The 23,289-nt window shown below is 68.8% G+C and carries 32 protein-coding genes; 9 read left to right on the top strand and 23 right to left on the bottom strand.

From position 1 onward, the window contains the following. Window positions 1–21 precede the first annotated feature (21 nt). On the bottom strand, window positions 22–366 hold the full coding sequence (locus OHA18_RS05995) for a hypothetical protein (RefSeq protein WP_329002693.1): 345 nt from the start codon (window positions 364–366) through the stop codon (window positions 22–24). Window positions 367–457: 91 nt separating this feature from the next. On the opposite strand from OHA18_RS05995, the gene OHA18_RS05990 reads away from it, so the two are divergent. Continuing rightward, window positions 458–1,162, top strand: coding sequence for a DUF1707 SHOCT-like domain-containing protein (locus OHA18_RS05990; protein WP_329002692.1), 705 nt, complete (start codon window positions 458–460; stop codon window positions 1,160–1,162). Window positions 1,163–1,186: 24 nt separating this feature from the next. Here the strand turns inward: OHA18_RS05990 and OHA18_RS05985 are convergent, their stop codons facing one another. After that, entirely contained in the window at window positions 1,187–1,363 is a 177-nt protein-coding gene (locus tag OHA18_RS05985; protein WP_329002691.1) for a hypothetical protein, read from the bottom strand. A gap of 96 nt (window positions 1,364–1,459) precedes the next feature. Between OHA18_RS05985 and OHA18_RS05980 the strand changes: the two genes are divergently transcribed. Continuing rightward, window positions 1,460–2,269, top strand: coding sequence for a hypothetical protein (locus OHA18_RS05980; protein ID WP_329002690.1), 810 nt, complete (start codon window positions 1,460–1,462; stop codon window positions 2,267–2,269). Here OHA18_RS05980 and OHA18_RS05975 read toward each other — a convergent pair. Both OHA18_RS05975 and OHA18_RS05970 read right to left on the bottom strand, forming a co-directional pair. After that, window positions 2,211–2,999, bottom strand: a complete 789-nt coding sequence (locus OHA18_RS05975; RefSeq protein WP_329002689.1) for an ABC transporter ATP-binding protein — start codon at window positions 2,997–2,999, stop codon at window positions 2,211–2,213. The genes OHA18_RS05980 and OHA18_RS05975 overlap by 59 nt on opposite strands. Next, complete coding sequence (locus tag OHA18_RS05970; RefSeq protein WP_329002688.1) at window positions 2,987–4,327, bottom strand: 2-isopropylmalate synthase; 1,341 nt, start codon at window positions 4,325–4,327, stop codon at window positions 2,987–2,989. Before OHA18_RS05970 ends, OHA18_RS05975 begins: the two co-directional genes overlap by 13 nt. Window positions 4,328–4,520: 193 nt before the next feature. Here OHA18_RS05970 and OHA18_RS05965 point away from each other — a divergent pair, with 193 nt between their 5' ends. After that, a complete protein-coding gene (locus tag OHA18_RS05965; RefSeq protein ID WP_329002687.1) occupies window positions 4,521–5,189 on the top strand; it encodes a FadR/GntR family transcriptional regulator in 669 nt (222 codons plus the stop codon). Between the two features lie 10 nt (window positions 5,190–5,199). Here OHA18_RS05965 and OHA18_RS05960 read toward each other — a convergent pair whose 3' ends face one another. Genes OHA18_RS05960 through OHA18_RS05950 form a run of 3 tightly spaced genes read right to left on the bottom strand, consistent with a single transcriptional unit; the run spans window position 5,200 to window position 6,738 of the window. Next, window positions 5,200–5,670 carry a hypothetical protein gene (locus tag OHA18_RS05960; protein ID WP_329002686.1) on the bottom strand — a complete coding sequence of 157 codons (471 nt, stop codon included), beginning with the start codon at window positions 5,668–5,670 and terminating at the stop codon, window positions 5,200–5,202. Between the two features lies 1 nt (window position 5,671). Further along, window positions 5,672–6,619: a carbohydrate kinase family protein gene (locus OHA18_RS05955; RefSeq protein WP_329002685.1), complete on the bottom strand. Its 948-nt coding sequence runs from the start codon at window positions 6,617–6,619 to the stop codon at window positions 5,672–5,674. Continuing rightward, entirely contained in the window at window positions 6,616–6,738 is a 123-nt protein-coding gene (locus OHA18_RS05950; RefSeq protein WP_329002684.1) for a hypothetical protein, read from the bottom strand. The genes OHA18_RS05955 and OHA18_RS05950 overlap by 4 nt, the downstream gene beginning before the upstream one ends. 69 nt (window positions 6,739–6,807) lie before the next feature. Between OHA18_RS05950 and OHA18_RS05945 the strand changes: the two genes are divergently transcribed. Together OHA18_RS05945 and OHA18_RS05940 are read left to right on the top strand one after the other, a co-directional pair. Then, window positions 6,808–7,422: a DUF4245 domain-containing protein gene (locus OHA18_RS05945; protein ID WP_329002683.1), complete on the top strand. Its 615-nt coding sequence runs from the start codon at window positions 6,808–6,810 to the stop codon at window positions 7,420–7,422. Window positions 7,423–7,586: 164 nt separating this feature from the next. Next, the gene (locus tag OHA18_RS05940; RefSeq protein WP_329002681.1) at window positions 7,587–8,243 is read left to right on the top strand and encodes a nucleotidyltransferase family protein; all 657 of its coding nucleotides are present in this window, start codon (window positions 7,587–7,589) and stop codon (window positions 8,241–8,243) included. A gap of 9 nt (window positions 8,244–8,252) precedes the next feature. On the opposite strand, the gene OHA18_RS05935 is transcribed toward OHA18_RS05940, so the two are convergent. Both OHA18_RS05935 and OHA18_RS05930 read right to left on the bottom strand, forming a co-directional pair. Beyond that, window positions 8,253–8,573 (bottom strand): DMT family transporter, encoded by a 321-nt coding sequence (locus tag OHA18_RS05935; RefSeq protein WP_329002680.1) that lies wholly within the window; start codon window positions 8,571–8,573, stop codon window positions 8,253–8,255. Window positions 8,574–8,616: 43 nt separating this feature from the next. Then, window positions 8,617–9,222 carry a flavodoxin family protein gene (locus tag OHA18_RS05930; RefSeq protein WP_329002678.1) on the bottom strand — a complete coding sequence of 202 codons (606 nt, stop codon included), beginning with the start codon at window positions 9,220–9,222 and terminating at the stop codon, window positions 8,617–8,619. 40 nt (window positions 9,223–9,262) lie between these two features. Between OHA18_RS05930 and OHA18_RS05925 the strand changes: the two genes are divergently transcribed. Further along, window positions 9,263–9,889 carry a TetR/AcrR family transcriptional regulator gene (locus tag OHA18_RS05925; protein WP_329002677.1) on the top strand — a complete coding sequence of 209 codons (627 nt, stop codon included), beginning with the start codon at window positions 9,263–9,265 and terminating at the stop codon, window positions 9,887–9,889. Here OHA18_RS05925 and OHA18_RS05920 read toward each other — a convergent pair. The 3 genes from OHA18_RS05920 to xseA are packed head-to-tail and all read right to left on the bottom strand — an operon-like array spanning window position 9,867 to window position 11,793. After that, window positions 9,867–10,310 (bottom strand): GNAT family N-acetyltransferase, encoded by a 444-nt coding sequence (locus OHA18_RS05920; RefSeq protein WP_329002676.1) that lies wholly within the window; start codon window positions 10,308–10,310, stop codon window positions 9,867–9,869. The two genes, OHA18_RS05925 and OHA18_RS05920, sit on opposite strands and share 23 nt — an antisense overlap. A gap of 56 nt (window positions 10,311–10,366) precedes the next feature. After that, on the bottom strand, window positions 10,367–10,561 hold the full coding sequence (locus OHA18_RS05915; protein ID WP_329006069.1) for an exodeoxyribonuclease VII small subunit: 195 nt from the start codon (window positions 10,559–10,561) through the stop codon (window positions 10,367–10,369). Between the two features lie 17 nt (window positions 10,562–10,578). Then, window positions 10,579–11,793: an exodeoxyribonuclease VII large subunit gene (xseA, locus tag OHA18_RS05910; protein WP_329002675.1), complete on the bottom strand. Its 1,215-nt coding sequence runs from the start codon at window positions 11,791–11,793 to the stop codon at window positions 10,579–10,581. 45 nt (window positions 11,794–11,838) lie between these two features. Here xseA and OHA18_RS05905 point away from each other — a divergent pair, with 45 nt between their 5' ends. Both OHA18_RS05905 and OHA18_RS05900 read left to right on the top strand, forming a co-directional pair. Continuing rightward, entirely contained in the window at window positions 11,839–12,342 is a 504-nt protein-coding gene (locus tag OHA18_RS05905; protein WP_329002674.1) for an HAD domain-containing protein, read from the top strand. A 147-nt stretch (window positions 12,343–12,489) separates the two neighbouring features. Then, window positions 12,490–13,530, top strand: coding sequence for a 4-hydroxy-3-methylbut-2-enyl diphosphate reductase (locus OHA18_RS05900; RefSeq protein WP_329002673.1), 1,041 nt, complete (start codon window positions 12,490–12,492; stop codon window positions 13,528–13,530). On the opposite strand, the gene OHA18_RS05895 is transcribed toward OHA18_RS05900, so the two are convergent. From OHA18_RS05895 to OHA18_RS05885, 3 genes are all read right to left on the bottom strand, one after another. Beyond that, complete coding sequence (locus OHA18_RS05895; protein ID WP_329002672.1) at window positions 13,523–14,161, bottom strand: hypothetical protein; 639 nt, start codon at window positions 14,159–14,161, stop codon at window positions 13,523–13,525. The genes OHA18_RS05900 and OHA18_RS05895 overlap by 8 nt on opposite strands. A 3-nt stretch (window positions 14,162–14,164) precedes the next feature. After that, a complete protein-coding gene (locus OHA18_RS05890; protein ID WP_329002671.1) occupies window positions 14,165–14,695 on the bottom strand; it encodes a SigE family RNA polymerase sigma factor in 531 nt (176 codons plus the stop codon). A 337-nt stretch (window positions 14,696–15,032) separates the two neighbouring features. Next, a complete protein-coding gene (locus OHA18_RS05885) occupies window positions 15,033–15,395 on the bottom strand; it encodes a winged helix-turn-helix transcriptional regulator (RefSeq protein ID WP_329002670.1) in 363 nt (120 codons plus the stop codon). Between the two features lie 76 nt (window positions 15,396–15,471). Between OHA18_RS05885 and OHA18_RS05880 the strand changes: the two genes are divergently transcribed. Continuing rightward, complete coding sequence (locus OHA18_RS05880; protein WP_329002669.1) at window positions 15,472–16,080, top strand: NAD(P)-dependent oxidoreductase; 609 nt, start codon at window positions 15,472–15,474, stop codon at window positions 16,078–16,080. On the opposite strand, the gene OHA18_RS05875 is transcribed toward OHA18_RS05880, so the two are convergent. From OHA18_RS05875 to OHA18_RS05840, 8 genes are all read right to left on the bottom strand, one after another. Further along, a complete protein-coding gene (locus tag OHA18_RS05875; protein WP_329002668.1) occupies window positions 16,064–17,179 on the bottom strand; it encodes an aromatic ring-hydroxylating oxygenase subunit alpha in 1,116 nt (371 codons plus the stop codon). The two genes, OHA18_RS05880 and OHA18_RS05875, sit on opposite strands and share 17 nt — an antisense overlap. Before the next feature lie 7 nt (window positions 17,180–17,186). Then, a complete protein-coding gene (locus OHA18_RS05870; protein WP_329002667.1) occupies window positions 17,187–17,636 on the bottom strand; it encodes an SRPBCC domain-containing protein in 450 nt (149 codons plus the stop codon). Then, window positions 17,633–17,971, bottom strand: a complete 339-nt coding sequence (locus OHA18_RS05865; protein ID WP_329002666.1) for an ArsR/SmtB family transcription factor — start codon at window positions 17,969–17,971, stop codon at window positions 17,633–17,635. Before OHA18_RS05865 ends, OHA18_RS05870 begins: the two co-directional genes overlap by 4 nt. Window positions 17,972–18,012: 41 nt before the next feature. Further along, window positions 18,013–19,185: a glycoside hydrolase family 64 protein gene (locus OHA18_RS05860; RefSeq protein WP_329002665.1), complete on the bottom strand. Its 1,173-nt coding sequence runs from the start codon at window positions 19,183–19,185 to the stop codon at window positions 18,013–18,015. Window positions 19,186–19,306: 121 nt separating this feature from the next. After that, the gene (locus OHA18_RS05855) at window positions 19,307–20,497 is read right to left on the bottom strand and encodes a DNA recombination protein RmuC (RefSeq protein ID WP_329002664.1); all 1,191 of its coding nucleotides are present in this window, start codon (window positions 20,495–20,497) and stop codon (window positions 19,307–19,309) included. A 40-nt stretch (window positions 20,498–20,537) separates the two neighbouring features. Then, on the bottom strand, window positions 20,538–21,512 hold the full coding sequence (locus tag OHA18_RS05850) for a methyltransferase (RefSeq protein WP_329002663.1): 975 nt from the start codon (window positions 21,510–21,512) through the stop codon (window positions 20,538–20,540). A 23-nt stretch (window positions 21,513–21,535) separates the two neighbouring features. Further along, window positions 21,536–22,312, bottom strand: a complete 777-nt coding sequence (locus tag OHA18_RS05845; protein WP_329002661.1) for a polysaccharide deacetylase family protein — start codon at window positions 22,310–22,312, stop codon at window positions 21,536–21,538. A 77-nt stretch (window positions 22,313–22,389) separates the two neighbouring features. Further along, window positions 22,390–23,256: a DUF817 domain-containing protein gene (locus OHA18_RS05840; protein WP_329002660.1), complete on the bottom strand. Its 867-nt coding sequence runs from the start codon at window positions 23,254–23,256 to the stop codon at window positions 22,390–22,392. Between the last annotated feature and the right edge of the window lie 33 nt (window positions 23,257–23,289).

Raw genomic sequence — 23,289 nt, 5'->3', positions numbered from 1 at the left:
AGTGGACTGAGTCGTCCCAGCCTAATTCGCCCGCTCGGCTCCCGCGCCCGCACCCCGGCCGGTCACGATCCGCCACGCGCCGGGGAGCTCCAGTCCCAGCGCGAGACGGTTGTAGTTCCGTTGGTAGCCGGTCGCGTCCTTCGTCAGTCGGCTCTCCGACTCGGGCGCCTGGTTCCGGAGCCCGAGGGCCAACGCGCCGATCGTGAGCCCGCCGGCGACGAACAGGATCGCCGCGGGGACGACCGTCGTGTCGCTCCCGGTCAGTTGCAGGATCAGGATCCACACGATCCCGGCGCCGGTCGCCGCGAACGCCGCCAGGTACAGGCCGGCCAGAAGTCGTCCCTTGCGAACCCCGCCCCAGTTCATGCCGTCAGTATGCGGCTCAGGGGCGGGTTCAGGGGTGAATCGGGGAGGAAACGGGTCTGCGGGTGGGGGTGGGCGCGCGTATGGTTTTGCCGTGGCTCAGGATGACGTTCCCCAGGAGAACCGACCGCAGGATGCCGTGCCCGCGCAGGCGCCGACCGGTGACGAACTGGCGCTGCGGCGACGGGTGTCCGACCTGGAACGGGAGGAGGTCGCCGACGTACTGCGCGAGGCCGCGGGCGAAGGGCGGCTGTCGTACGGCGAGCTGGAGGAGCGGCTCGAGACCCTGTACGGCTCCAAGACGTACGGCGAGCTCGTCGAACTGACCGCCGACCTGCCGAACGGTCCGCGCGCTCCGGGTACGCCGGGGGTGCCGTCGGTCGGCCCGCAGTACACCGGCGCAATGGTCGAGACCGGGCCGGTCATCAACGTGTTCATGTCCGAGACCAAGCGGATGGGCAACTGGCTGGTCCCGCAGCGCCAGGAGGTGAACGCGGTCCTCGGCGACGTCACGCTCGACTACACCGAGGCGCAGATCCCGTACGACGACATCCAGGTCGACGTGAAGTCGATCCTCGCCGACGTGAAGATCCGCGTCCCCGCCAACGCGATCGTCCTGCTCGACAGCAACCCGATCCTCGGCTCCGTCTCCGAACAGGAAGCCGGCCTCAAAGCCGTCCCCGACCCGAACGCACAGCCCACCACCCCGAAACGCTTCCACATCCGCGGCACCGCCATCCTCGGCGAAATCAAAATCAAACGAGGCCCCCGCCTCAGCAAACGCCTCGGCCTCACCTGACCGAGCTGTCCTCCCGATGCTCCTTCAGCAGCTCGTCGAGCCAGGCGCGGAAGGTCTGTAGGTCCGGCCGTGGTGAATGCCCTGGTGGTCGACGACGATCGCCGGGCGCTGGGTCGCGAGCTGCCAGGCGAGCAGCCCTGCGACGCCGACGTACCCCACGACGAGCAGCCGGCCGAGGACGGGCCAGCCGCTGTCGAGCATGTCCGGAAGGGTGCCCGCCAGGATCGCCGTCGCTGTCCCCCAGCCTCACGACTCCACCCCCGGAGCAGAGTCACTGTAATGCACGACACTTGGCGTATGGGGCGGCTCAGAGCGGTGCTCAGCTGGGGGTTTGTGCGGGGTCCGGCGGCGGCTTATGCGTTCCTGGATACCGGGTCGGCGCTCGCCTCGTTTGCGTCGGTTGCGGCGATCGTTCTGATTGCGGCGCTTGGTGCCGGAGTCGGTGCGCTGGTGGGAGTCGTGACCCGGAGCTCGGTCGGCGCCGCCGCCGGAGTCGGGGCGCTGATCGGCGGCGGTGTGCTGGTCGCCTGGCTGTTGCTGTGTCTTGTTGTGGTTGTGGTGCTCTGGGTGCGGGGTGTCAGTCCTGTAGAGACGGCGACCGGTGAGAAGCCGGCCGGCAGGCACGCCGCGCCCTCCTCCGGGTGGCGAGGGCGCGGAGAACCGCCCGTACCTGTGAGCCTCGTGCTGTTCTTCGTGTTGATCACGCTGCCGTTCGGAAGCCTGTGGATGCACGCCCGGCAGCTGTCGCGGCCGTGGGACGGGCCGACCGCGACGACCAGCGGGACGGTGGTCACCGTGCATGAGCCCGACTGGTGGGAGGAGGGCTCCGGCTCGGTCGACATCCGGTACTCCGTCGCAGGGACGAACTACGAGTTCGAAACCGGCCGTGACCCCGGCGAGCACTTCCTCGCGGTCGGTGAGGTCGTTCCCGTCGAGTACGTCGTCGCCGGGCCCGCCGCCGGGCGATGTGTGTGGACCGTGGAGTCGGCGCGGTCGGATGCCACGTTCTGGTTCTGGCTCTCCGCCGGGTGTGCCGGCTTGGGGTTGCTCAGCCTGATTGGGTTCCTCGCCGGGCGGTGGCGGTCCAGCGGCCGGCGTGGCGGTTGATCTGGATCGGGTGGGCGAACGTCTCGGAGATCAGCGGGGTGGTGACCACGTCGTCGACCGGGCCGGCGGCCAGGATGCGGCCCTCGCGGATCAGGGTGGCGTGCGTGGTACAGGTGGGGAGTTCCTCGAGGTGGTGGGTGACGAGGACCCACGCCAAATGCGGGTGGGTGGTGTGGATGTGGTCGAGGGTTTCGAGGAGCTGTTCACGGGCGGCCACGTCGAGGCCGGTGGATGGTTCGTCGAGGAGCAGGAGCTTGGGGTCGGAGATCAAGGCGCGCGCGATGAGCGCTCGGCCGCGCTCGCCCTGGGAGAGGGTGGTCCAGGGCGACGAGGCGATTTGGCTGATGCCGAGGAGGTCGATCAGCTCCCGCGCCCGCTCCACCTGAGCACCGGTCGGCTCCCAGCGCGGCATGCGTTCGATGGTCCCGGTCAGACCGGTGAGCACGACGTCGACGATGGTCAGCGGCGACCGCAGCGCGTGCCGCGGGTTGACGTGCCCGATGGACTCGCGCAGCGTGCGGATGTCGACCGTACCGAGCCGCTTCCCGAGGATCTCGACCGTGCCGCGGGTGGGATGGGTGATGGCCCCGCACAGCCCGAGCAGCGTGCTTTTGCCCGCGCCGTTCGACCCGAGCAGGGCCCACCGTTCACCTTCGCCGACGGTCAGCGACACCCCGGACAGCAGCGGTTTGCCGTCCCGGACGAAGTCGACGTCTTTCAGTTCGAGCACCCGTAAACCTCCTCGTACAACGCCTTCAGCTCCTCCGCGCTCGCCTCGCGCCCGGTCTCGTCCGTACGCCGCTGCACGTGCCGCGCGAACTCCCGCTCCTGCTCGGACGACAGCCGTACGCCGTACACCGACTCCAGCACGTGTGCGATCCCACCCTTACCCGACTGGCTGTTGACCCGGACCACCGCCTCGTACCCGCGCCCGACATCGGCGGGGTCGATCGGCAAGTACGGTACGTCCCAGAACCCGTCGCCCTGGACGGCGAACCCCTTCCGGATCGCGTCCTGGTGCGTGCCGGAGAACGCCGTGTAGACCAGCTCCCCGACGTACGGGTGCCGCGGATGGATCGGCATCCGCGTGCAGTACTCGACCACCTCCCGGATCCCGTCGATGTCGGAGAAGTCGACCATCGGATCGACGCCCTGGGCGTGCAGGTTGAGCGCGAGGGTCGCGATGTCCACGTTCCCGGTGCGTTCGCCGTTCCCGAAGACGCAGCCCTCGACCCGTTGCGCCCCCGCGAGTACGGCGAGCTCGGCGCAGGCGATCCCGGTACCGCGGTCGTTGTGCGGATGCACCGACAGGATGACGCCGTCGCGCCGCGGCAGGTTCTGGTGCATGTACTCGATCTGGTCGGCGTACACGTTCGGCGTCGCGACCTCGACCGTCGCCGGCAGGTTCATGATCACCGGCCGCTCCGGCGTCGCGTCCCACTGCTTGGTGAGGTGATCCGCCAGCTCGAGCACGTAGTCCGGCTCGGTCAGGTTGTACACCTCGGGCGAGAACTGGAACCGCACGTTCGGCTGCCCGTCGGTCAGCCGCAGGATCTCTTCCGACCCCGCGTAGATCATCGCCGCCAGTTCATCGCGGGTACGACGCAGTACGACGTCCCGCCACGTCGGCGCGGTCGCGGCGTACATGTGGATCACCACGTCGCCGCGCATCCCGGCGACGGACTCGACGGTCCGCTGGATCAGGTCGGCCCTGGCCGGCGTGAACACGACGATGGTGACGTCGGACGGCACCAGGTCGGACTCGGCGAGGAGCCGGACGAAGTCGAAGTCGGTCTGCGACGCGGACGGGTAGCCGACCTCGATCTCTTTGTAGCCGATGGCAACCATCAGCTCGAAGAACCGGCGCTTGCGCTCGGGATCCATCGGCTCGGCCAAGGCCTGGTTGCCGTCGCGGAGGTCGACCGGCACCCACAGCGGTGCGGTGCTGATCCGGCGGTCCGGCCAGGTGCGGTCGACCGGCGCGACCGGGACCTTGGCGAAGACGTCGCGGTAGCGGCGGCTGGGCATGGGGGAGGGCTGCTGGCGATTCCAGTTCATGGGGTGGTCCTTCCGGTGCCTGAAGCGAGGACCGGCGGACGACGGCACTCCACGGAGGGAGCGCCGGTCGAATCAGCTCCCGCCGTGGCGGCCAAGAAGGAGGCCCGGAAGCGGGCGCAGGAGTGACGACATGGCGAACACACTATCAACTCCTCAGACAAGCTGACAACCTGAGCAGCCCTAGACTGTTCGCATGATTCGTCGTCACCCGTTGGCCGAGCAGGCCGCCGAGGAGCTGCTCCGCCGGATCGGGAGCGGCGAATGGACGCTCGGCGCCAAGCTCCCTGGCGAGACCACGCTGGCCGCGCAGCTGGGCGTCGGCCGGTCGACGATCCGCGAGGCCGTGCGCGAGCTGGCCGGCCGGCGCGTGCTGGAGAGCCGTCAGGGCGCGGGCGTGTTCGTCATCGCGCTCCAGGCCGCCGAGGACTGGGACAAGGTCCTGCGCAAGGCCGACATCACCGACGTACTCGAAGGCCGGCTGGCGATCGAGACCGAAGGCGCCCGGCTGGCGGCGTCCCGGCGTACCCCGGCCGACCTGAAGAACTTCCGCTACACGCTGACGGACCGGAAGCGGGCGGCCGTGAGCGCGCCGGACGACTGGTACATCGAGGCCGACCTCGCGTTCCATCGCGCGGTCGTGGTGGCCGCGCACAACGCCGTACTGACGGAGCTGTTCGACACGTTCGTACCGCGGATCCGGCGGGCGATGATCGACATGCTGAAGCTCGACGACCAGCACCGCCACCGGCACGACCAGGCGGCCCACGAGGCGATCGCCGACGCCATCAAGGCCCAGGACCCCGACCTCGCCGCGGCCCGCTCCCGCGAACACCTCAGCGCGGTCCGCAGCACTCTCGGCTAGGCACTCCCGGCTAGGCGCGGTGCTGATCGAGCAGTGACCTCAGCCAGGGGGTGAGGGCTTCGAGGTCCTCGACGTTGTCCTGCGGGATCGAGATCGGGCGGGTACGGCGGTCTGCCGGGTTGACCTGGACGGTCCGGGCCAGCGGTAGGCCGGTCGGTCCGTCGATGCTGGTGATGCCGGACCAGGGCAGGTTGCGGCCGCGGGTGATGCCCTCGGCATCGACCGTGATGACCGGGCGGTTCGTGATCAGCTGCCACGCGGTGAGCGCCGTACCGTAGACGAAGGCGGCCAGGGCTGTCAGCCGCAGTACGCCGAGCGTGCCGGAGACACCGTCGGCGCGCAGGTGGTCGACGTTCGTCCACGCGGACAGCAGCATCAGCACCGCGAACCCGGCCAGTCGCATCGCCAACCGACCGCGGCGTGGCAGGAACACCACGCTGCCCTTGGACTCCAGCTCGGATGTCCACGTCTCCGCCGACATGTCAGGCGCCCCACCGCGCAGTGTGTTCGGCCGCGGTCGGTGGGTCGGCGCCATGTCGCGTACAGGTGATCGCGGCCGCCTTCACGGCGTAGTCCACGACGTCGCGCAGGTCGTCGGAAGTCAGCCCGGCCAGGCGACGGTCGCGGAGCAGATCCCGCTTGAGCAGACCGGTGATGAGGGCTGCCATCAGGGAGTCGCCTGCGCCTACGGTGTCGACCACCTCGATCTTCGGCGCCTCCACCTCGACCCGCACATCCCTGCCGACGCCGATCGCGCCCTCGCCGCCGCGGGTGATGACCACGCACTGCGTCCGCTCGGCGGTCAGCAGCTCCGTGGCGATGTCGTCGAGCGACACCCCCGGGCGGAAGAACGCGCAGTCCTCGTCACTCAGCTTGACCAGGTCGGACAGCGCGGCGAGCTCGCGTACGGCGGTCCACGCGACCACCGGGTCCGGCGTGATCGCTGGTCGCGCGTTCGGGTCGAGCGTGACGGTGACGGGCTGGTCGGCCACCGACTCGAGGAACCTGTGGATCGCGGTCGCGCCGGGCTCGAGCATGGTCGCGATCGAACCGGTATGGATCGCCGGGCAACCACGCGTCAGCGACAACGCCGGCGGGTCCCAGGTCATGTCGAACTTGTAGCTCGCCACGCCCTCGGCATCCAGGGTCGCGGTCGCGGTGCTGGTCCGGAACCCGGGGTCGACAGTTCCGGGGGCGAGCTGAACTCCGTTCCCGAACAGGTGCGCCCCGAGCAGGTCGCCGTACTGGTCGGTGCCGAAGCGCGCCACCAACTCGGTCGGCACACCCATCCGAGCCAGCCCGACCGCGACATTCGCCGCGAACCCCCCGGGAATCGCCTTGCCCTTCCCGTTCCCGTTCCGCGTGGTCTTGGCCGCGGAACCGACGATGTCGACAAGAGCCTCGCCGATGACGAGGACCGGTGCGCTCATCGGCCGTCCTCGACGTCGATGGCGGAGTACGCACGCAGCGCATGCGCGTCGACCTTCAGGTGGGCCGGTGGCGCAGTCGGGTCGGCTCGGCTTGTTGTTCGCTCGCTGCGCTCGCTCATGCCAACGGATCGTAGCCAACGGTCCCGGCCGCTGTTCGGGCGGATTGGGGGGCGCGAGACACTGTGGGCATGAGTTCGACAGGTCAGGGTGCGTCCAACGAGGCTGCGGCGCGGGAGCGGGCGCAGGTCCAGGCGGAGGCGAACGAGTACCGGCAGGCGTACCGGCGGGACAAAAGGAAATCGCAGACCGTCGGGAACATGGTGGTCGCGATGGTCATCTGCCTCGTGGTGGTCGCGTTCCTGATTCTGGTCACCTGGCGGTCGAAGCCGGCCGAGACGCCCAAGGCGGTCGAGTACACCGCGCAGTTGCAGGACGCACGCACGGCCGCCGCCTGGGTGCGCGGCCCGGAGCCGATGCCGACCGGCTGGACCGCGACCAGCGTCGAATTCCTCAAGCCTCAGCAGGAGCCGATGACCTGGCACCTGGGCGTCGTCACCAACGAGGAGAAATACGTCGGGCTCGAGCAGTCCAATGTCACCACCGGCAAATTCCCGGCCGAGAAACTCGGCCGGACCTCCGACGATGGTACGACGACGGTGGCCGGCGTCACCTGGCAGCGCAAGGTTCTGCTGGACCGCAAGGGCGAGAACGCCTTGGTATTGGTCGGTAGCGGAGTCACCACCATCGTTACCGGAAATGCCGGCTATCCCGCACTTGAAACGTTTGCTTCCGCCTTGCGCTGACCAGTTTCCGGTCATTCGCGACCACGTTCCGGACGGTCGTTGACACGTGCCCACGGCACGGGGTTCGATCGAGGCTCGGCTTCTGACGCTCGGGGACAAGCGAGAGGGCCCGAGCAGACATGCCCAAGCCGCACACGCCGCCCCGGGCGGGGGGCTGATCCGTCGTGTTCGTCACCGGGCTCCTGCTGGGCGCCAACAGCTCGCCGCACCTCGGCGCTCCCTGGCAATTACTGTCCTATCAGGGCGGCACCCTGTTCGGTTCGACGCTGGAGTCCGCGCGGGACTGCGGGTTCGACCAGCTGGTCGTGACGCTGGGCAGCGCATCGGAGCAGATCCACGACCGGATCGACCTCGACGGGGTCCGGGTGGTCGAGTCGCCGCACTCCGACACCGACAGCTCGTCGATCGTGCCGGCCCTCGACGCGGTCGACCGGCGGGCCGACGGGATCGTCGTACTGCTCGGTGATCAGCCCGGGATCACGTCGGCGGCCGTCTGGTCGCTCGTCGCCGAGGCCGCCACCCCGATCGGCGTGACCCGGTACGACGACGGCGAGAGCTACCCGTGCTGGTTCGGCCGCGAACTCTTCGGCGAACTCCGCGACCTGCGCAGCGACGCCGACCTGTGGAACCCGATCCACAACGGCGCCCACCCCGTCACCAAGGTCGATGCCATCGGCAACATCCCGCCGCGCGCGACGACCTGGGCGGCGTACCACGGGATGCTCTCCGGCGCGACCATCGCCGCCGAAGAACTACCCCTCGACACTCACCCGCTCCCGATCCGCACCCACCCCCGCCGCCGGCGCCACGCTTCCAGCTGATCGCCGACCTCACTCCGCCCCGGCCAGCCGGAGTCCGACGATGCCCGCGACGATCAGGGCGATGCAGGCGAGCCGGGCCGGGGTGGCCGGCTCGTTGAACAGGATGATGCCGACGGTCACCACCCCGACCGAACCGAGCCCGGTCCAGATCGCGTACGCCGTGCCGACCGGGAGGCGGTCGAGCGTCTTCGCCAGCAACACGACCGAGATCACGCCGAAGACCAGGACGCCGATGGTCGGCCACAACCGGCTGAAGCCCTCGCTCGGCTTCAAACTCAGCGCGAACGCGATCTCGAACGCGGCCGCGGCAAGCAACACAAACCACGCCATCAGACCACCCACCGATCCGCGCCATGCTGGTTTCTGTGGGCTGTCATGCGGCCAGTGATCCGCGGAGTTGGCGGTGGGCGATTGTTGCGACGCGGGCGCCGAGGGCAGCTGCGGTTCGTAGGTCGGTGGCCGGTGGCGCCTTCTCCGCGGAGAGGTCTGCGTCGGACTGGGCCATCGCGCCCATCCAGCTGCCGAGTCGGTTGAGGTCCTCGATGCTCGCGGTGCTCTCCGCCCAGCCGGGGTAGATGTCCAGGCCGACCCAGATCATCCCGTGCTGCGCGGCGAAGACGGCCAGGTCGACCAGGCTGTTCAGCTTGTCGCCGGACATCGCCTTCGAGTTCGTGAATCCGGCCGCGATCTTGTCCCGCCAGGCGAGGTCGGCGGCCCAGATCCGCACGCTCTCCTCGGCGAACTTCTTGAACACCCAACTCGGACTGCCCATGTACGTCGGCGTGCCGAAGACGATCGCGTCCGCAGCGGTCAGCCGCTCCCACACGTCCTCGGTCAGCTCGTCGAGCGGCACGAGATCCGTCACGGTGCCCGGTACGGACGCGGCTCCGGCGGCGACCGCCTCGGCCTGCTTGGCGGTGTGCCCGTAGCCCGAGTGATACGCAATCGCCACGGTCGCGGTGCTGGGTGTGTTGCTCATGTGCTTCCTCCTGAGGGCTTAGCGGACTACAGTCCGTCTCATGAACGACAGTACCGGACCGCAGTCCGCTTCACAACGGGGTCTGCCGGTGGTGGGGGAGCCGCGCCCGGAACGCGCGGATGCCCGACGCAACCGGTTGCGCGTGCTCGAGGCGGCCGACCGGCTGTTCACCGAGCACGGGGTGAAGAGCGTCTCGCTCGATGCCATCGCCGCGGAGGCAGGCGTCGGGAAGGGCACTGTGTTCCGCCGCTTCGGCGATCGCGCCGGCCTGGCGGTCGCGCTGCTGGACGAGCGTGAGCAGGAGCTCCAGGCGAAGATCCTCAGCGGGCCGCCGCCGCTCGGCCCCGGGGCGCCGCCGGTCGTCCGGGTGATGGCGTTCCTGGATGCCTATCTCGATCTGCTCGACCGGCACGTCGAGCTGTTCATGGACAGCGAGAACGCGTCGGACGGGGCCCGCTACCGGATCGGCTCGTACCACCTCTGGCATCGGCACCTGTCGCACCTGATCGAGGCGTCCCATGCCGCCCTGGACGCGGACTACACGGCACACGTCCTGCTCGCCCCGCTCGCCGCGGACCTCCACAACGCCCTTCGCGCACAGGGTTTCGACCTGGACCGGATGAAGACCGGCCTACGCGCCGTAGCTACAGCCTTACTGCCAGCCTGATCTCAGGCAGGTTGTTCAGCGACGAGTGCGTCCGGTCGCCGGTCTCGGTGAAGCCGTACGCCGAGTAGAACCGGCGAGCTCGGGTATTCGCCTCCAGAACCCACAACCACACGTCGACGAAGCCGGCGTTGCGGAGGTCGGCGCAGGCGGCGTCGGCGAGCGCCCGCCCCGCGCCGGTGCCCCAGTACGAGGGGTGGACGAACAGGGCGTACAGCTCGCCAGTGCCCGGTGGTGCTGTGGCGTCACGCTCGGGCCCGACGCCGGCGTACCCGATCACCTGTTCTCCGAGCGCGGCGACGTACAGGCGGGAGCGGCCGGCGGCGATGCTGTCTGCCCACGAGGCCGCGATCGCGGCCGGATCCATCGCATCCAGGAAGTCCTGCGGCACCAGCCCGGTGAACGCGCCCCGCCAACTGGCCACTCGCGCGTGCGCCGCGCCGAGGAGGTCGGAGGAGCGGGCGGCGCGTGTCGTGAGCGTCAGTTGGGTTTTTCTTCGTGGGTGGCTTGGGCTTTGGCGAGGCGTTCGCGGGCGCCGTCGAGCCAGCGTTGGCAGGTGGTGGCGAGTTCTTCGCCGCGTTCCCACAGGGCGAGGGACTCTTCGAGGGAGGTGCCGCCGGCTTCCAGCTTGCGGACTACCTCGACGAGCTCCTCCCGCGCCTGCTCGTAGGTCATCTCGGGTCGGTCGCCGCTCACTTGTTCTCCTCGGTCTTGACTTCGACCGCGAAGCGGCCGTCGGTGACGCGCGCCTGGAGCAGGTCTCCGGGCGCCACCTGCGCCACTTCCCGCACGGCGGTGCCGTCGGCCAGCTGCAGCACGGAGTACCCCCGCTCCAACGTCGCCTTCGGGGACAGGGCCCGCACACTCGCGAGCCGGTGCGTAATGTCGTCGCTGGCCCGATCCAGCCGATGCGTCAGCGTCCGGCGGCTGCGCTCGACCAGCGCGGCAACCTCGTCGGAGCGCCGCTGCAGGTCCGTCACCGGCGCGGCGAGCGCCGGCCGCGAACGGATCGCCGCCAGGGCATGCGCCTCCCGGTCCAGCCACGACCTGATCGCCCGCGACCCGCGCTCACGCAGCAGCCGCACGCCGTCCAGCTCCTCGCGAACATCCGGCACGATCCGCTTCGCCGCGTCGGTCGGCGTCGACGCCCGCAGGTCTGCGACCAGGTCGAGCAGCGGCGAGTCCGGCTCGTGCCCGATCGCGCTCACCACCGGCGTACCCGTCTTCGACACGGCCCGGATCAGCCCTTCGTCCGAGAACGGCAGGAGATCCTCCAGCGACCCGCCGCCGCGCGCGATCACGATCACTTCGACCGACTCGTCCGCGTCCAGCTTCCGCAGCGCCGTCATCACCTCACCGGACGCCGACGGCCCTTGGACCGACGCATACTCGACCCGGAACGTGACTGCCGGCCAGCGCCGCTTCGCGTTCTCGAGCACGTCGCGCTCGGCCGCCGAGTCCCGCCCGCAGATGAGGCCGATCGTGTGCGGGAGGAACGGCAACTTCTTCTTCCGATACGGCTCGAACAGGCCCTCGGCCCCGAGCAGCTGCTTCAGCCGCTCGATCCGCGCCAGCAGCTCACCGATCCCGACGTGCCGGATCTCGCTGACCGCGAGCGCGAGCGTGCCGCGGCGGGCGAAGAAGTTCGGCTTGGCGTGCACCAGCACCCGGGAACCGTCCGTCACCTCGACCGTCTCGAACACCCGCCGGTTGCAGGTGAACCGCAGCGAGATGTCCGCGTCCGTGTCCCGCAGCGTCCCGAACACCGTCGTCGTGCCGCGCCCGATCGAGACGTCCGTCAGCTGCCCCTCGACCCACACGGCGCCGAGCTGGTTGATCCAGCCGGCAATGCCGTTCGCAATCGTGCGAACGGCCGCGGGTGCTTCCGGCGACGTCTCCAAAGCCACCCCCAGACCCTACGGCGCGCCACCGACAAGTCCTAACGTTGAGTGATGCGCCCACTCTTGCTGTTGGATTTCGACGGTCCGCTGAACCCGCACCGCGCGGACGGGATCCCGGACGGGTACGAGCGGCACGAGATCACCGAGGGTACGAAGACCTGGCGGCTGCTCCTCAACCAGCAGCACGGCGTCGAGCTCCGAGCGCTCGCGGACACCTTTGACCTGGTCTGGGCCAGCAGCTGGGAGCACGGCGCCAACCGGCTGCTCGCGCCGCTGCTCGGGCTGCCCGACCTCCCCACGATCCTGTGGCCGGACCGCCGGCCGGTACGCCGGGGTTCCTGGAAGGCGCCGTACGTCGCCGACTGGGTGGGCGACCGCCCGTTCGCGTGGGTGGACGACGAGGTGGGCGCGGCCGAGCGGACCCGCTTCCCGCACGATCACCAGCTGATCCACCCTGTCGACGCACGGACCGGGCTGACGGCCGCGGACTTCGCCGTACTGCGGGAGTGGGCCGGAAAACCCTTTGCGCAAAAGGCATTTCGGCCGCATTCTTGAGGTGCTGGTAACACCTCCCACGGAGGAGCCGTCCGGACAGGGCGGACGGCTCCCCAAACACGTTGCCCCGAGCAACTGCTGGTTCGAACCGGCCCCTGGTGCGGTGGTCGACGGTCGTGACCCTGCTCACAGATTGCGGCCCGTACCATGGGGAGCGTGACTGCCCAGCCTGACGACACTGGTACGACGACCGCTGTAGAGACCAAGCGGGTGCTGCTCGCGGCGCCGCGGGGGTACTGCGCGGGCGTGGACCGGGCCGTTGTGGCGGTCGAGAAGGCCCTCGATCTGTACGGGCCGCCGGTGTATGTGCGCAAGGAGATCGTGCACAACAAGTACGTCGTGCAGACGCTGCAGAAGCGGGGCGCGATCTTCGTCGACGAGACCGCCGAGGTGCCCGAGGGGGAGACGGTGATCTTCTCCGCGCACGGTGTCGCCCCGGTGGTGCACGAGGAGGCGGCCGCGCGGCAGCTGAAGACGATCGACGCGACCTGCCCGCTGGTGACCAAGGTCCACCACGAGGCGAAGCGGTTCGCCGCGACCGACTACGACATCCTGCTGATCGGTCACGAGGGCCACGAGGAGGTCATCGGCACCTCCGGCGAGGCCCCCGAGCACGTGACGCTCGTCGACGGTCCGGACGACGTACCGAACGTGACTGTCCGCGACCCGGAGAAGGTCGTCTGGCTGTCGCAGACGACGCTGTCGGTCGACGAGACGATGGAGACCGTACGCCGCCTGCGCGAGCGGTTCCCGCACTTGCAGGACCCGCCGAGCGACGACATCTGCTACGCGACCCAGAACCGCCAGGCCGCGGTCAAGAAGCTGGCCCCCGAGGCGGACCTGATGATCGTCGTCGGCTCCCGCAACTCGTCGAACTCGGTGCGCCTGGTCGAGGTCGCGGTCGAGCACGGCGCGAAGGCCGGCTACCTGGTCGACTTCGCCGACGAGATCGACGAGGCCTGGCTCGAGGGTGTCGACTCGGTCGGTGTCAGCAGCGGCGCGAGCGTCCCCGAGGTGCTGGTCCGCGACGTCCTGCGCTGGCTGGCCGAGCGCGGGTACGCCGACGTACAGGAAGTCACCACCGCGGAGGAGAGCCTCACCTTCGCCCTCCCCCGCGACCTCCGCACCGACCTGAAGTCCGCCGGCCTCCCCACCACCGGCACCTCAGACCACGCCTGGACTATCTGACCACCAACTGCGTGGTCGCAGTGGTGGGGAACCAGCCCTTCGTGCCGCAGTAGCGGATGGTGTACGTGAACTTGTATGTCCCCGGCTTCGTGAACGTGTGCGTCTCGGGGATCACATACGTCTCGGACCCGGTCTTCAGCTTCTTCCGGGTGCAGTCGATCGAACCGCCGTCGGAGCCGCTCTGGTAGCCGTCGCCGAAGGAGTAGTCCGTGCCGCCGGACAGGTTCATGAACGACGTCTCCGGTAGCAGCGTGCCCTCAGGGATTGCCGTCGGGACGAAGGCCTTCCCGGACACCGTCACGGTCATCCCGACCATCCGGCCCTTGATCGACGGCTTGAGCGCGACCTTGATCGGTGGGGGTGGCTTCCGTGGGGCTGTTGGTGGGGCGGTGATGACTGACTTCGGGGCGCCTGGGGTGTTGGTCACGGGCGGGGCGCCGCCGATGTCGGTGACGTTGCCTAGGGCAAGGGCGACGGCGACGACGCCGGCTGCGGCGAGGGTGATCACGCCGGCGGTGCGACGTCGGCGTACGGTCCGGACCCGGGCGAACACGGCCTCGCTCGGTACGGCGCTCGGTGGCGGCGGATCCGCGACGAGCTGCTCGAACCGGGTCTTCAGGTCTTCGGTCATGACTCAGCCCTCCTTCTGGGCAGGGGCGGAGACGGCGGCGACCAGGTGGTGATCGCGGAGCTTGGCCAGGCCGCGGGACACGTTGCTCTTCACGGTGCCGAGCGAACAGCCCATAATCTGCGCGATCTCGGCCTCGGGCAGGTCCTCGAAGTACCGCAGGACCAGCGTCGCGCGGGTACGGCGGGGGAGCGTGGCGAGGGCCCTGAGCAACAGATCGCGGTCGTCCACGACGCCGTACTCCGAATGCCCCGAGGACTGTGCCGCCGGCTCGGGGAGATGCTCCGTCGGCGTCTCACCCTTCCACTTGCGCCGCCACCACTGGGTGCTGGTGTTGACCATGACTGTGCGGGTGTAGCTCTCCAGCGCGTTCCCGCTGCGCAGCGAGTTCCGGTGGAACCACACCTTGGTCAGCGAGGTCTGCACCAGATCCTCGGCCAGATGCCACTCCCCGGTCAGCAAGTACCCGAACCGCTGCAACGCCGTGAACCGTCCGTCCACGAAGTCCGCGAACTCCCGATCCCGTCCTGGATCCATCCCACACCCCTTGTCTCATCCGGTCAGGAGTGTGATGAGACAAGGGTTCCGAAAGGTTGAGCTGTAATCCGACAGTGCGGACCTTGTGATGTTCAGACTGCGCCGTCGTACGGCGTCGGCGCCTGGGCGATGGGCCTACAGCGGGCAGGCTCGGTGTACCTACGAACGGGTAGTGGTCGGCCGCCGCCGGCGCAGTTGAGCGGGATCGTGACCGCGAGTACGTCGTATCGTGCGTGCACTACCCGTTCGTCGGTACATCTACGGCCCGACCAGCGTGCCGCCCAGCCCGCCAGCCTCCACGCATCTGCTCCCGGACGCACACCCCAGTGAGAGGCGCTCAGACTGCGGCGTCGTACTGCGTCTGGGCCTTGGTGATGGCCGGCATGTGGGTCTCGGCCCAGTCGGTGAGGACGGTGATGGGGTCGATCAGGGAGGCGCCCATCGGGGTGAGGGTGTAGACGACGCGGGGCGGGATCTCGGCGAAGACCTCGCGGGTGATCAGGCCGTCGCGCTCCATCCGGCGCAGCGTCTGGGTCAGGACCTTGGGCGCGACCCGGCCGATGCCGTCGCGGAGCTCGGTGAAACGGAGCGGGCCGTCGCGCAGCAGCAGGACGGCGAGCACCGTCCATTTGTCGCCGATCCGGTCGAGGATCACCCGGGTCGGGCAGTTCGGGTCGAACACGTTCCCTTTAGTTACCACAAGGTACTTATAGCACGTTGAAGTAGCCAGTTACCAATAGATACCGTTGGCGGCGATCACGGACGAGAGGACAACGATGAAGATCGCGGTGTACGGAGCAAGTGGCATGGTCGGGAGCCGGGTTGCGGCCGAGGCGGTGAGCCGTGGCCACGAGGTGACCGGTGTCACCCGCTCGGGTGGTGAGGTGCCGGTCGGCGTGCGCGCGGTGCAGGCGAACGCCGACAACGTGGCGGCGGCCAAGGAGCTGGTGGCCGCCTCGGACGCGCTGGTCGCGGCGATCGGGCCGAGCCGGACCGGCGGTGACCACCAGGACTACCTGGATGCGGTCGACAACCTGATCGCCGCGGTACAGGGGACGGCGACCCGGTTGATCGTGGTCGGCGGCGCCGGCAGCTTGGTTGTCAACGGCAACCGGGTGGTGGACGGCCCGGACTTCCCGACCGAGTACAAGAACGAGTCGCTGACCGTGTCGCAGGCGCTGGAGAACCTGCGGGCGAGCGACGTGAGCTGGACCATGCTGTCCCCGGCTCTCGTGATCGCTCCGGGCGAGCGGACGGGTGACTTCCGCCTCGGCCTGGACGAGCCGATCGGCGACCACATCTCCGCCGAGGACTACGCGGTCGCGCTGGTCGACGAGCTCGAGACTCCGGCCCACAACCGCAAGCGCTTCACGCTGGGGTACTGAGCGACTTCCCCAGATATCCTCGGGCAAGCATCGTCACCCATTGGTAGACGGCGTCCTCCGCGGGTGCCAGCGGTCCGGGGCGGAAGTGCGGGGACTCGGCACCGCGCTGGACCGACTCGCAGGCAGCCCAGTCCTCGCGGTTCGTGATGTCCCAGAACTCCACCGCGTACGACGGATCCGTGACCTCGGGCCGGAAGTACCAGGAGCACTCGATCGCCGTCAGGCTCGGTGTCCGCGGCTCCATGCGATGGGTCATCACGTAGTCGGGGTGCAGTGAGATCAGCAGGTTGGGGAACAGGCCGAGGTAGTTCACCCGCCGCGGGTCGATGCCGTCGATCATGACCCCATGGGACCGGCCGTCGAGCGACATCGTCTCGGCGTCCGGTCGCAGGTCCATCAGACCGCCGACCCATGCGCCGGGGAGGTTCCAGTTGTCACCGGACGTCGGCGGCGACACCTTGCACAGCTCGGGATGGATCAGCGGGCAGTGGTAGCACTCGTGGTAGTTCTCCACGACCGTCTTCCAGTTCGCCGCGACGTCGTACGCGTGCCGGGCCTTCAAGACAAGGGTTTCCGGCGCGTACGGCGCGACCAGTTCGGTCAGGCCGCCGACGTGCTCCGCGAACGAGGTCGCCGTAACGGTCGCGTTCACGAACAGCCAGCCCTGCCACACCTCGGCCGGTAGCTCGACCAGTCCGTACGGCGTGGTGTCGAACGAATCGCCCATCCGCGGCGCCGCCTTCACCGAGCCGTCGAGCTCGTACGACCACCCGTGGTACGGGCACACCACTGCCCGCCGATCGCTGGTCTCGTCGCGTTGCAGCAACTCGTGACCGCGATGCCGGCAGGTGTTGGCGAACGCGCGCGGCCGCTCGCCGAACGTCACCACGGTCGCGATGTCGCCGACGGTCACCTCGCGGTACGTCGTACCGTCGGACAACTCGTCGACGCGGCCGAGGCAGGTCCACGTCCCGGCGAAGAAGTGCCGGCGTTCCCACGCGAGGACGGCGGGATCGGTGTACGCCTCGCGCGGCAGCATGACCGATTCGCCATGCGGCCGCAGCGAAGCCTCCAGAGCACGAGCGTCAAGCGGAGTCATGTGCCCACTATCGGGCGAACTCCACATACTTGCCCAGCACGTAGTCCCAGCCCGTGTCGTAGCCGACGCGGGCGCGGGCGCCGTCGCCGCGGCGTTCCCAGCCGGCGTGGACGAGTTGTACTTCGGTGCCGTCGCCGGTCGGGGTGAAGGTGACGGTCACCTGACCGGCCTCGGCCGGATCGCCGCCCGGGTGCCAGCTGAAGCCGACGGTCGTCGGCGGATCCCAGTCCGACACCGTGCCCCAGGTCGCGAGCTCGCCCTCGGCGCCGTACTCGACGATGCGGCCGCCGACGGCGCCTTCCATCCGGACCTCGCTCGCCGCGGCCTCGCCGACCGAGTGGCTGAACAGCGGCCACCACGCCGACGTCTCCGCGGTGAACGCCTCGAACGCCCGCTCGACGCCGACCGGCACGACAATGCTCTTCACCAGCGGCGAGATGTCTTGCTCCACACTCATGTCCGTTCCTCCTCGGTCCGCCTGACGTGGTCGGCGTACGCATCCAGTGCGTCGCCCCAGAACCGGTCGAGCCAGCTGCGCAGCTCGTCGAGGCCGGACTGGTGAACCCGGTAGATGTTCCGGGTGCCACGCGACTCGTGCCGCACCAGTCCGACCGCCCCGAGCACCTTCAGGTGCTGCGAGATCGCTGGCCGGCTGACGGGCACGCGCTCGGCCAGAACACCGACCGAGCACGGCCCGCCGGTCCGCAGTGTCTCGAGGATCACCCGGCGCGTCGGATCGCCCAGCGCGTCCAGCACCGGGCCTGCCGCCTCGAGTGATCCGTAAGTTCCCACGAACGGTAAGTTGCCACTAACGGAGCACGGAGTCAAGCGGTTCAGTTGAACGGATCGAGAATCAGTCCGGCCTGCTGCGGGTTGCCGTCGTGGACCAGGGCCTCGTGGTTGCCGACGTCGTCGAAGGCGAACCCGTACGCGCGGCCGTCGGCCATCTGGGCGTGGATGTTCTTGGAGTAGTGGTTGGTGACCGCGTCCTGATAGAAGTTCGCGTCGCTCGAGTCGGGCTGGTTCGGGTTCGTCAGCAGGGTGGAGCGGTTGTAGCCGGCGCACAGCGTGCGCGAGATCGGCCCGCGGACCTGGTCGTTCGGCGCGTCGAGCAGGTTGAAGCAGCCGAACACGCTGGCCGAGTCGGGCTTCTGGAACGACGTGACGACCGCACCGGAGCCGTCGGTGAAGTTCATGACGTTGCCGGAGACGCGACCGAAGTACTTCGTGTTGGGCTGGTCGCCGAACGGCGTGACCGTCAGCGTCTCCGAGCTGTACTTCGACCAGACCCGGTTGATGTAGTCGTCCATCGCGCTCGCCGGGAGTGCGCCGGTCTCGACGCCGTACAGCGGGGAGAGCGCCCGCAGCGCCGAACCGTCCGGCGCCGTCTGGATCAGACCGCCCCAGCCGGCGTTGCGGAGTGCGTTGTAGACGGCGTTGTAGCCGCCGGCCTTGAGGTGGCCGGTCGTGTTCCCGTTGACGCTGACGGCGTACGGCGCGGAGAACATGTCGACCTGGGTGCTGTTGATCCACAGCCCGCCGTCGTTGAGCGTGTACTCCGACCAGCTGAACAGGATGTTCCGGTTGGGGTCGCTCGGGTTCTGCACAGCGGGCTGCACCAGGCCGCCCGTGGTCAGCTTGAAGACGAGCTTCTGGCCGTAGGAGAAGTACACCCGGCCGGAGAACTTCGGCATCTGGATCGTGACGGACTGGCCGTTGGACGGTCCGGCGATCGACGCGTCCGGCGCCGGGGTCGGCGGATTGCCGCCGGCCGGCCAGGCGTGGAAGGTGCCCGCGGCATCGGCCCAGCCCTGCTGGCCGGTCGCCAGGTTCGTGCCCAGGTTGTAGATGTAGACCGTGTCGCCGCGGCCCGAGTTGTTCGTGATCGTCAACGGGATCGTCGCCGGGACGGCTGCATCGGCCGGTCGGTCCGCGTTCGCCGACAGCACACCGGCCAGCGTCGCGGCGGCCGCGGCAACAGCCAGCATTCGCGTTCTGAAGCGCATGGTTCCTCCTCACGTCGGCCCCCCGAGAGAGCGCTCTCATCGTTGCGTGAAGTGACCACCGACTGTCAACAGTCCACCCCTGTCGGCTTTCCGACAGGGTCACCCGGGCCGAGTGGCAGGCTCAAACCACCTGGCTGCCGGACTCACCCGGCCTGGCCGGCGGCCAGTGCCTGGTGGGCTCGGGGTCCTCGATGGCCAGGAACTCGGGCGCGGTGAGCGGCCGGACCGAGGCCTCGATCGACTCCATCGCGGTCAGCTCGGACTCGGTGACGTGCAGCTCGCGGAGCTTCCGGGCAGTGATGAAGACCCGGCGCTCGAACGACCCGACCGTCCCGTTGTAGGCCTCGACCGCGGACGTGAGCGAGCGCCCGACCCGGCCGAGGTGCTCGCCCATGGTGCTGAGGCGCTCGTACAACTCGCGGCCCAGCTCGAACACCTGCTGAGCGGACTCGGTCAGCGCCGACTGGTTCCACGCGTACGCCGCGGCGCGCAGGGTCGCGATCAGCGTCGTCGGCGTCGCCAGGATCACCCGGCGCTCAGCGGCGTACTCGAGCAGGGACGGCTCGGTGTCGAGCGCCGCGGACAGGAACGATTCGCCCGGCACGAAGAGGATGACGAACTCCGGCGATGGCGACAGCCTGGTCCAGTACGCCTTCGCCGCCAGCTGGTCGACGTGTGTGCGGAGATGCCGTGCATGCGCTCGCAGGCGATCCTCACGGAAGTCGGCATCGTCGGACTCGGCTGCCTCCAGGAAAGCCGACAGCGGAACCTTCGAATCGACGACGAGATTCTTGCCCTCGGCAAGCCTCACGACCAGGTCGGGACGGAGCAGCCCGTCCTCGCCGACGGTCGTGGTCTGCTCGGTGAAGTCGCAGTGCGCGACCATGCCGGCCAGCTCCACCGTCCGGCGCAGGTGCAGCTCGCCCCAGCGTCCACGCACTTGCGGCTTGCGCAGCGCAGTCGACAGCGAGGCGGTCTCGCGGCGGAGCGCCTCGCCGCTCATGCGCACCTCGTTGACCTGTTGATGCAGCTGGCTCTGCCAGGCCGCCCGCCCCTGCTCGAGCTGATTCAGCTGCGCGTGCAGGCGATCCAGCGCCTCCTTGACGACGGCCTGCCCACCCATCTGCTGGCCGACCGACGTCCGCTCCTGCGTCAGCTCGACCACGCGGTCCTCGGCCGCATCCCGCTCAGCCGTGATCCGCGCGAGCTGGGCGCCATCCCGCCCGCGCACCCACAGCACGCCGAACACAGCACCCAGCAGCAGCCCCACCGCGAGGAAGAGCAGCACCAACAACACCGTCGTACCGGACATGTCACTGATAGTGCCGAAGCCCACCGACAGTTTCTGAAAACTACGCCTGGTGTCGGGGTGTCGCCTCGATGACGAAGGCCGGGCTGGCCGTTGGCACGGTGCCGGTGAGCTCCAGATCGGCCGCGGCGAGCAATGCGCGGTACTCGTCGACCGTGCGTTCGCGTCCGCCGGTCATGACGAGCATGTTGAGGTCGGAGAGCGCCGTACGGACGGGATCGGGGGATCGGTCCAGGAGTTGTTCGACGAGCAGCACGCGTCCGTCGGCGGGAAGTGCGCGACGGCAGACCCGGAGGATCTCGATCGACTCGGCATCCGCCCAGTCGTGGATCACCGACTTGAGCACCAGCGCGTCGCCGGACGGCACGCTCTCGAAGAAGCTGCCTCCGACCACCTGGAAGCCCTCGACACCCGCCACCACGTCGGGTTGATCGAAGAGGATCCCGGTGACGGCCGGATAGCGCTCGAGGATGCCGGACAGCAACCGCCCGCGCCCGCCACCGACATCGACCACGGTGTTGTAGCGGCTGAAGTCGTACGCGTCGACGACGGCATCGGTCAGCATCCCCGACATGGACGTCATGGCGCCGTCGAAGAGCTTCCGCTCCGATGGGTGCTTGGCGCGGTACTCCCAGACGGGCTCACCGTGGACGGTCGGGAACGCTGTCTCGCCGGTGCGAATGCTGTCCGCCAAACCGGTGTACGCCGCCCAGTGCGATCCCTGACCGATGAAGCGGACCCAGCCCGCGATCGGATGCGGTGCGTCGGACCGCAAGGCATCGCCCACCTCGGTGTTCGTGTACTTGCCGTCGTCACCGGCGTACAGCCCGAGCGCGATCAGGGCACGCATCAGACGGGTCAGTGACTGGCTGTCGGTGCCCGTGGCCTCCGCGAGCTCGGTCATGGTCTTCGGGCCCTCAGCAAGTACGTCGCTGAGGCCTAGTGTCGCGGCCACGTGCACCGCCTGCGTGACCTGGTAACCAGACACCAGGCGGTGAAGCTCTCGGGAAGCATCCATGGCGCATTCTGCGCCCGCGCAGGTCAGCAGTCCATGGCTGGGAACGAGTAGCCCTGGGCCTTCAGCAACGGGAGGACCTTGTCGAGCGCGGCGACGGTCTGGGCGCGGTTGCCGCCGCCGTCGTGCATCAGGATGATGTTGTGGTTGTGCGCGTGGGTCATGATGTTGTGCACGATCGCGTTCGTCCCGGGGCGGGCCCAGTCGCGCGGGTCGACGTCCCACAGGACCTGCACCATGCCGGCCGCCTTGATGTCGGCGCGGACCTTCGGGTTCGAGGCGCCGTACGGCGGCCGGAAGCAGGTCGACTGCGGTCCGTCGAAGATCTCGTGGTGCCGCCGGGCCGGCGTGATCGCGGTCAGCTGCGGGTGCGTGATCGAGTGGCTGCCGATCGTGTTGCCGGCGGCAAGCACCTGCTCGCGCAGGCCCGGGTGCGCGGTCTGCATCGCGCCGAGCTCGAAGAACGTCGCGTGCGCGCCGTACTTGGCCAGCACCTGCAGCACCTTCGGCGTCCAGAACGGGTCCGGTCCGTCGTCGAAGCTGAAGAACAGCACCTTTTTGTTGCCTGTGGCAAACGCTGCTGTCGGGTCCGGCGCCGGCTTGCGCGGTGTCGACGGCGGTGCGTTCAGCGTCGGTGTGTCGGTCGGTGTCGGCGACGGTGTCGTCGGGCTCGTCGAGGCTTTCGTGGTGGCCGCGGTCGGTTCCGGCTGCCGTTGGTGGCCGAGGGCCAGGACCAGCAGCGATCCGACGACGACGGCCAGCGCCACACCGGTCGCGACGAAGGCGGCGAACTTTCGCGACATCATGCTCCCCTTGCAAATCGGGCGGTTGTTCCCCAGCAACAGCTCCCCCTCAGGAGCCTCACGTCACTGAAGACGCCTTACCCGTCAGCATGGTTGGCACCGTGATGTTGCGGTGCGATCTCGACTGTTGCGGTCGTGCCTCGGTGGTACAGCCGGCCCTCGAGCGACTTCACACTCGCCACCAGCACGAAGCTCATGCTGACCAGCAACGACCATGCTCCGAACTTCGCCGGGTGCACGAGATGCCACACGTTCACCTGGTCCGGGTAGTTCCACGCGTCCAGGAACGTGCCGGCGTTCTCCGCGATCCACAAGAAGAATCCGATCAGCGCGAACGACACCGCCAGCGGCATCCGATAGCGCCGGACGCCGACGGTGAAGAAAACCCAGGTCCGCCGGAGCATGACGAGCAGACCGAGCGCGATCGGGATGCGCAGGTCGGGCAGCCATTGATGGGTGAAGAAGTTCGCATAGATCAGCACCGCGAAGACCGTGGTCAGCACCGGGCGGTAGTTGCTGACGCGGAGATCGAAGCGCCGCCACGCCTGACACAGGTAGCTGCCGACCGCGGCGTACATGAACCCGGCGAACAGCGGTACGCCGGCGAACTTCGTCACCGCGTCGCCCGGGTACTGCCACGAGCCGACGCTCACCTTGAACAGTTCCAGCCCGAGTCCGACCAGATGGAACCCGAAGATCACCGCCACCTCGCGCCACGTCTCCAGGCGCACCACCCAGAACAGCAACGTCAGGCCGATGCAGTAGATCAGCAAGGCGTCGTACCGGGCGATCGGCAGGTCGACGTACTTCGAGATCGCCAGAGCGGCGAACAGGAACGCCGGGAACAGGCAGGACACCACCTCCAGGCAGCCGAAGCGCAGGAATTGCACGCAGGCGAACACGAAGCGTGAGGGCAGGCTGGTGCGTTCTGTCCAGGTGGTCACAGACTGGAGACGTTGCTTGCGATCGCCTGGTTC

The sequence above is a fragment of the Kribbella sp. NBC_00709 genome, from assembly GCF_036226565.1.
Classification (GTDB): Bacteria; Actinomycetota; Actinomycetes; order Propionibacteriales; family Kribbellaceae; genus Kribbella.
Note: the sequence above shows the minus strand (reverse complement) of the source record. Positions and strands in the feature narration are given on the sequence as shown.

What these genes read in the sequence shown, in the direction of transcription:
- OHA18_RS05890 (WP_329002671.1), bottom strand. Translation starts at nt 14,695, where the DNA reads ATGGATCCAGGACGGGATCGGGAGTTCGCGGACTTCGTGGACGGACGG.
- OHA18_RS05845 (WP_329002661.1), bottom strand. Translation starts at nt 22,312, where the DNA reads ATGTCGCGAAAGTTCGCCGCCTTCGTCGCGACCGGTGTGGCGCTGGCC.
- OHA18_RS05850 (WP_329002663.1), bottom strand. Translation starts at nt 21,512, where the DNA reads ATGGATGCTTCCCGAGAGCTTCACCGCCTGGTGTCTGGTTACCAGGTC.
- OHA18_RS05950 (WP_329002684.1), bottom strand. Translation starts at nt 6,738, where the DNA reads ATGAGCGAGCGCAGCGAGCGAACAACAAGCCGAGCCGACCCGACTGCG.
- OHA18_RS05995 (WP_329002693.1), bottom strand. Translation starts at nt 366, where the DNA reads ATGAACTGGGGCGGGGTTCGCAAGGGACGACTTCTGGCCGGCCTGTAC.
- OHA18_RS05955 (WP_329002685.1), bottom strand. Translation starts at nt 6,619, where the DNA reads ATGAGCGCACCGGTCCTCGTCATCGGCGAGGCTCTTGTCGACATCGTC.
- OHA18_RS05870 (WP_329002667.1), bottom strand. Translation starts at nt 17,636, where the DNA reads ATGAGTGTGGAGCAAGACATCTCGCCGCTGGTGAAGAGCATTGTCGTG.
- OHA18_RS05915 (WP_329006069.1), bottom strand. Translation starts at nt 10,561, where the DNA reads ATGACCTACGAGCAGGCGCGGGAGGAGCTCGTCGAGGTAGTCCGCAAG.
- OHA18_RS05900 (WP_329002673.1), top strand. Translation starts at nt 12,490, where the DNA reads ATGGGGAGCGTGACTGCCCAGCCTGACGACACTGGTACGACGACCGCT.
- OHA18_RS05935 (WP_329002680.1), bottom strand. Translation starts at nt 8,573, where the DNA reads ATGGCGTGGTTTGTGTTGCTTGCCGCGGCCGCGTTCGAGATCGCGTTC.
- OHA18_RS05960 (WP_329002686.1), bottom strand. Translation starts at nt 5,670, where the DNA reads ATGTCGGCGGAGACGTGGACATCCGAGCTGGAGTCCAAGGGCAGCGTG.
- OHA18_RS05880 (WP_329002669.1), top strand. Translation starts at nt 15,472, where the DNA reads ATGAAGATCGCGGTGTACGGAGCAAGTGGCATGGTCGGGAGCCGGGTT.
- OHA18_RS05970 (WP_329002688.1), bottom strand. Translation starts at nt 4,327, where the DNA reads ATGAACTGGAATCGCCAGCAGCCCTCCCCCATGCCCAGCCGCCGCTAC.
- OHA18_RS05925 (WP_329002677.1), top strand. Translation starts at nt 9,263, where the DNA reads ATGAACGACAGTACCGGACCGCAGTCCGCTTCACAACGGGGTCTGCCG.
- OHA18_RS05930 (WP_329002678.1), bottom strand. Translation starts at nt 9,222, where the DNA reads ATGAGCAACACACCCAGCACCGCGACCGTGGCGATTGCGTATCACTCG.
- OHA18_RS05945 (WP_329002683.1), top strand. Translation starts at nt 6,808, where the DNA reads ATGAGTTCGACAGGTCAGGGTGCGTCCAACGAGGCTGCGGCGCGGGAG.
- OHA18_RS05860 (WP_329002665.1), bottom strand. Translation starts at nt 19,185, where the DNA reads ATGCGCTTCAGAACGCGAATGCTGGCTGTTGCCGCGGCCGCCGCGACG.
- OHA18_RS05875 (WP_329002668.1), bottom strand. Translation starts at nt 17,179, where the DNA reads ATGACTCCGCTTGACGCTCGTGCTCTGGAGGCTTCGCTGCGGCCGCAT.
- OHA18_RS05985 (WP_329002691.1), bottom strand. Translation starts at nt 1,363, where the DNA reads ATGCTCGACAGCGGCTGGCCCGTCCTCGGCCGGCTGCTCGTCGTGGGG.
- OHA18_RS05855 (WP_329002664.1), bottom strand. Translation starts at nt 20,497, where the DNA reads ATGTCCGGTACGACGGTGTTGTTGGTGCTGCTCTTCCTCGCGGTGGGG.
- OHA18_RS05965 (WP_329002687.1), top strand. Translation starts at nt 4,521, where the DNA reads ATGATTCGTCGTCACCCGTTGGCCGAGCAGGCCGCCGAGGAGCTGCTC.
- OHA18_RS05980 (WP_329002690.1), top strand. Translation starts at nt 1,460, where the DNA reads ATGGGGCGGCTCAGAGCGGTGCTCAGCTGGGGGTTTGTGCGGGGTCCG.
- OHA18_RS05905 (WP_329002674.1), top strand. Translation starts at nt 11,839, where the DNA reads ATGCGCCCACTCTTGCTGTTGGATTTCGACGGTCCGCTGAACCCGCAC.
- OHA18_RS05895 (WP_329002672.1), bottom strand. Translation starts at nt 14,161, where the DNA reads ATGACCGAAGACCTGAAGACCCGGTTCGAGCAGCTCGTCGCGGATCCG.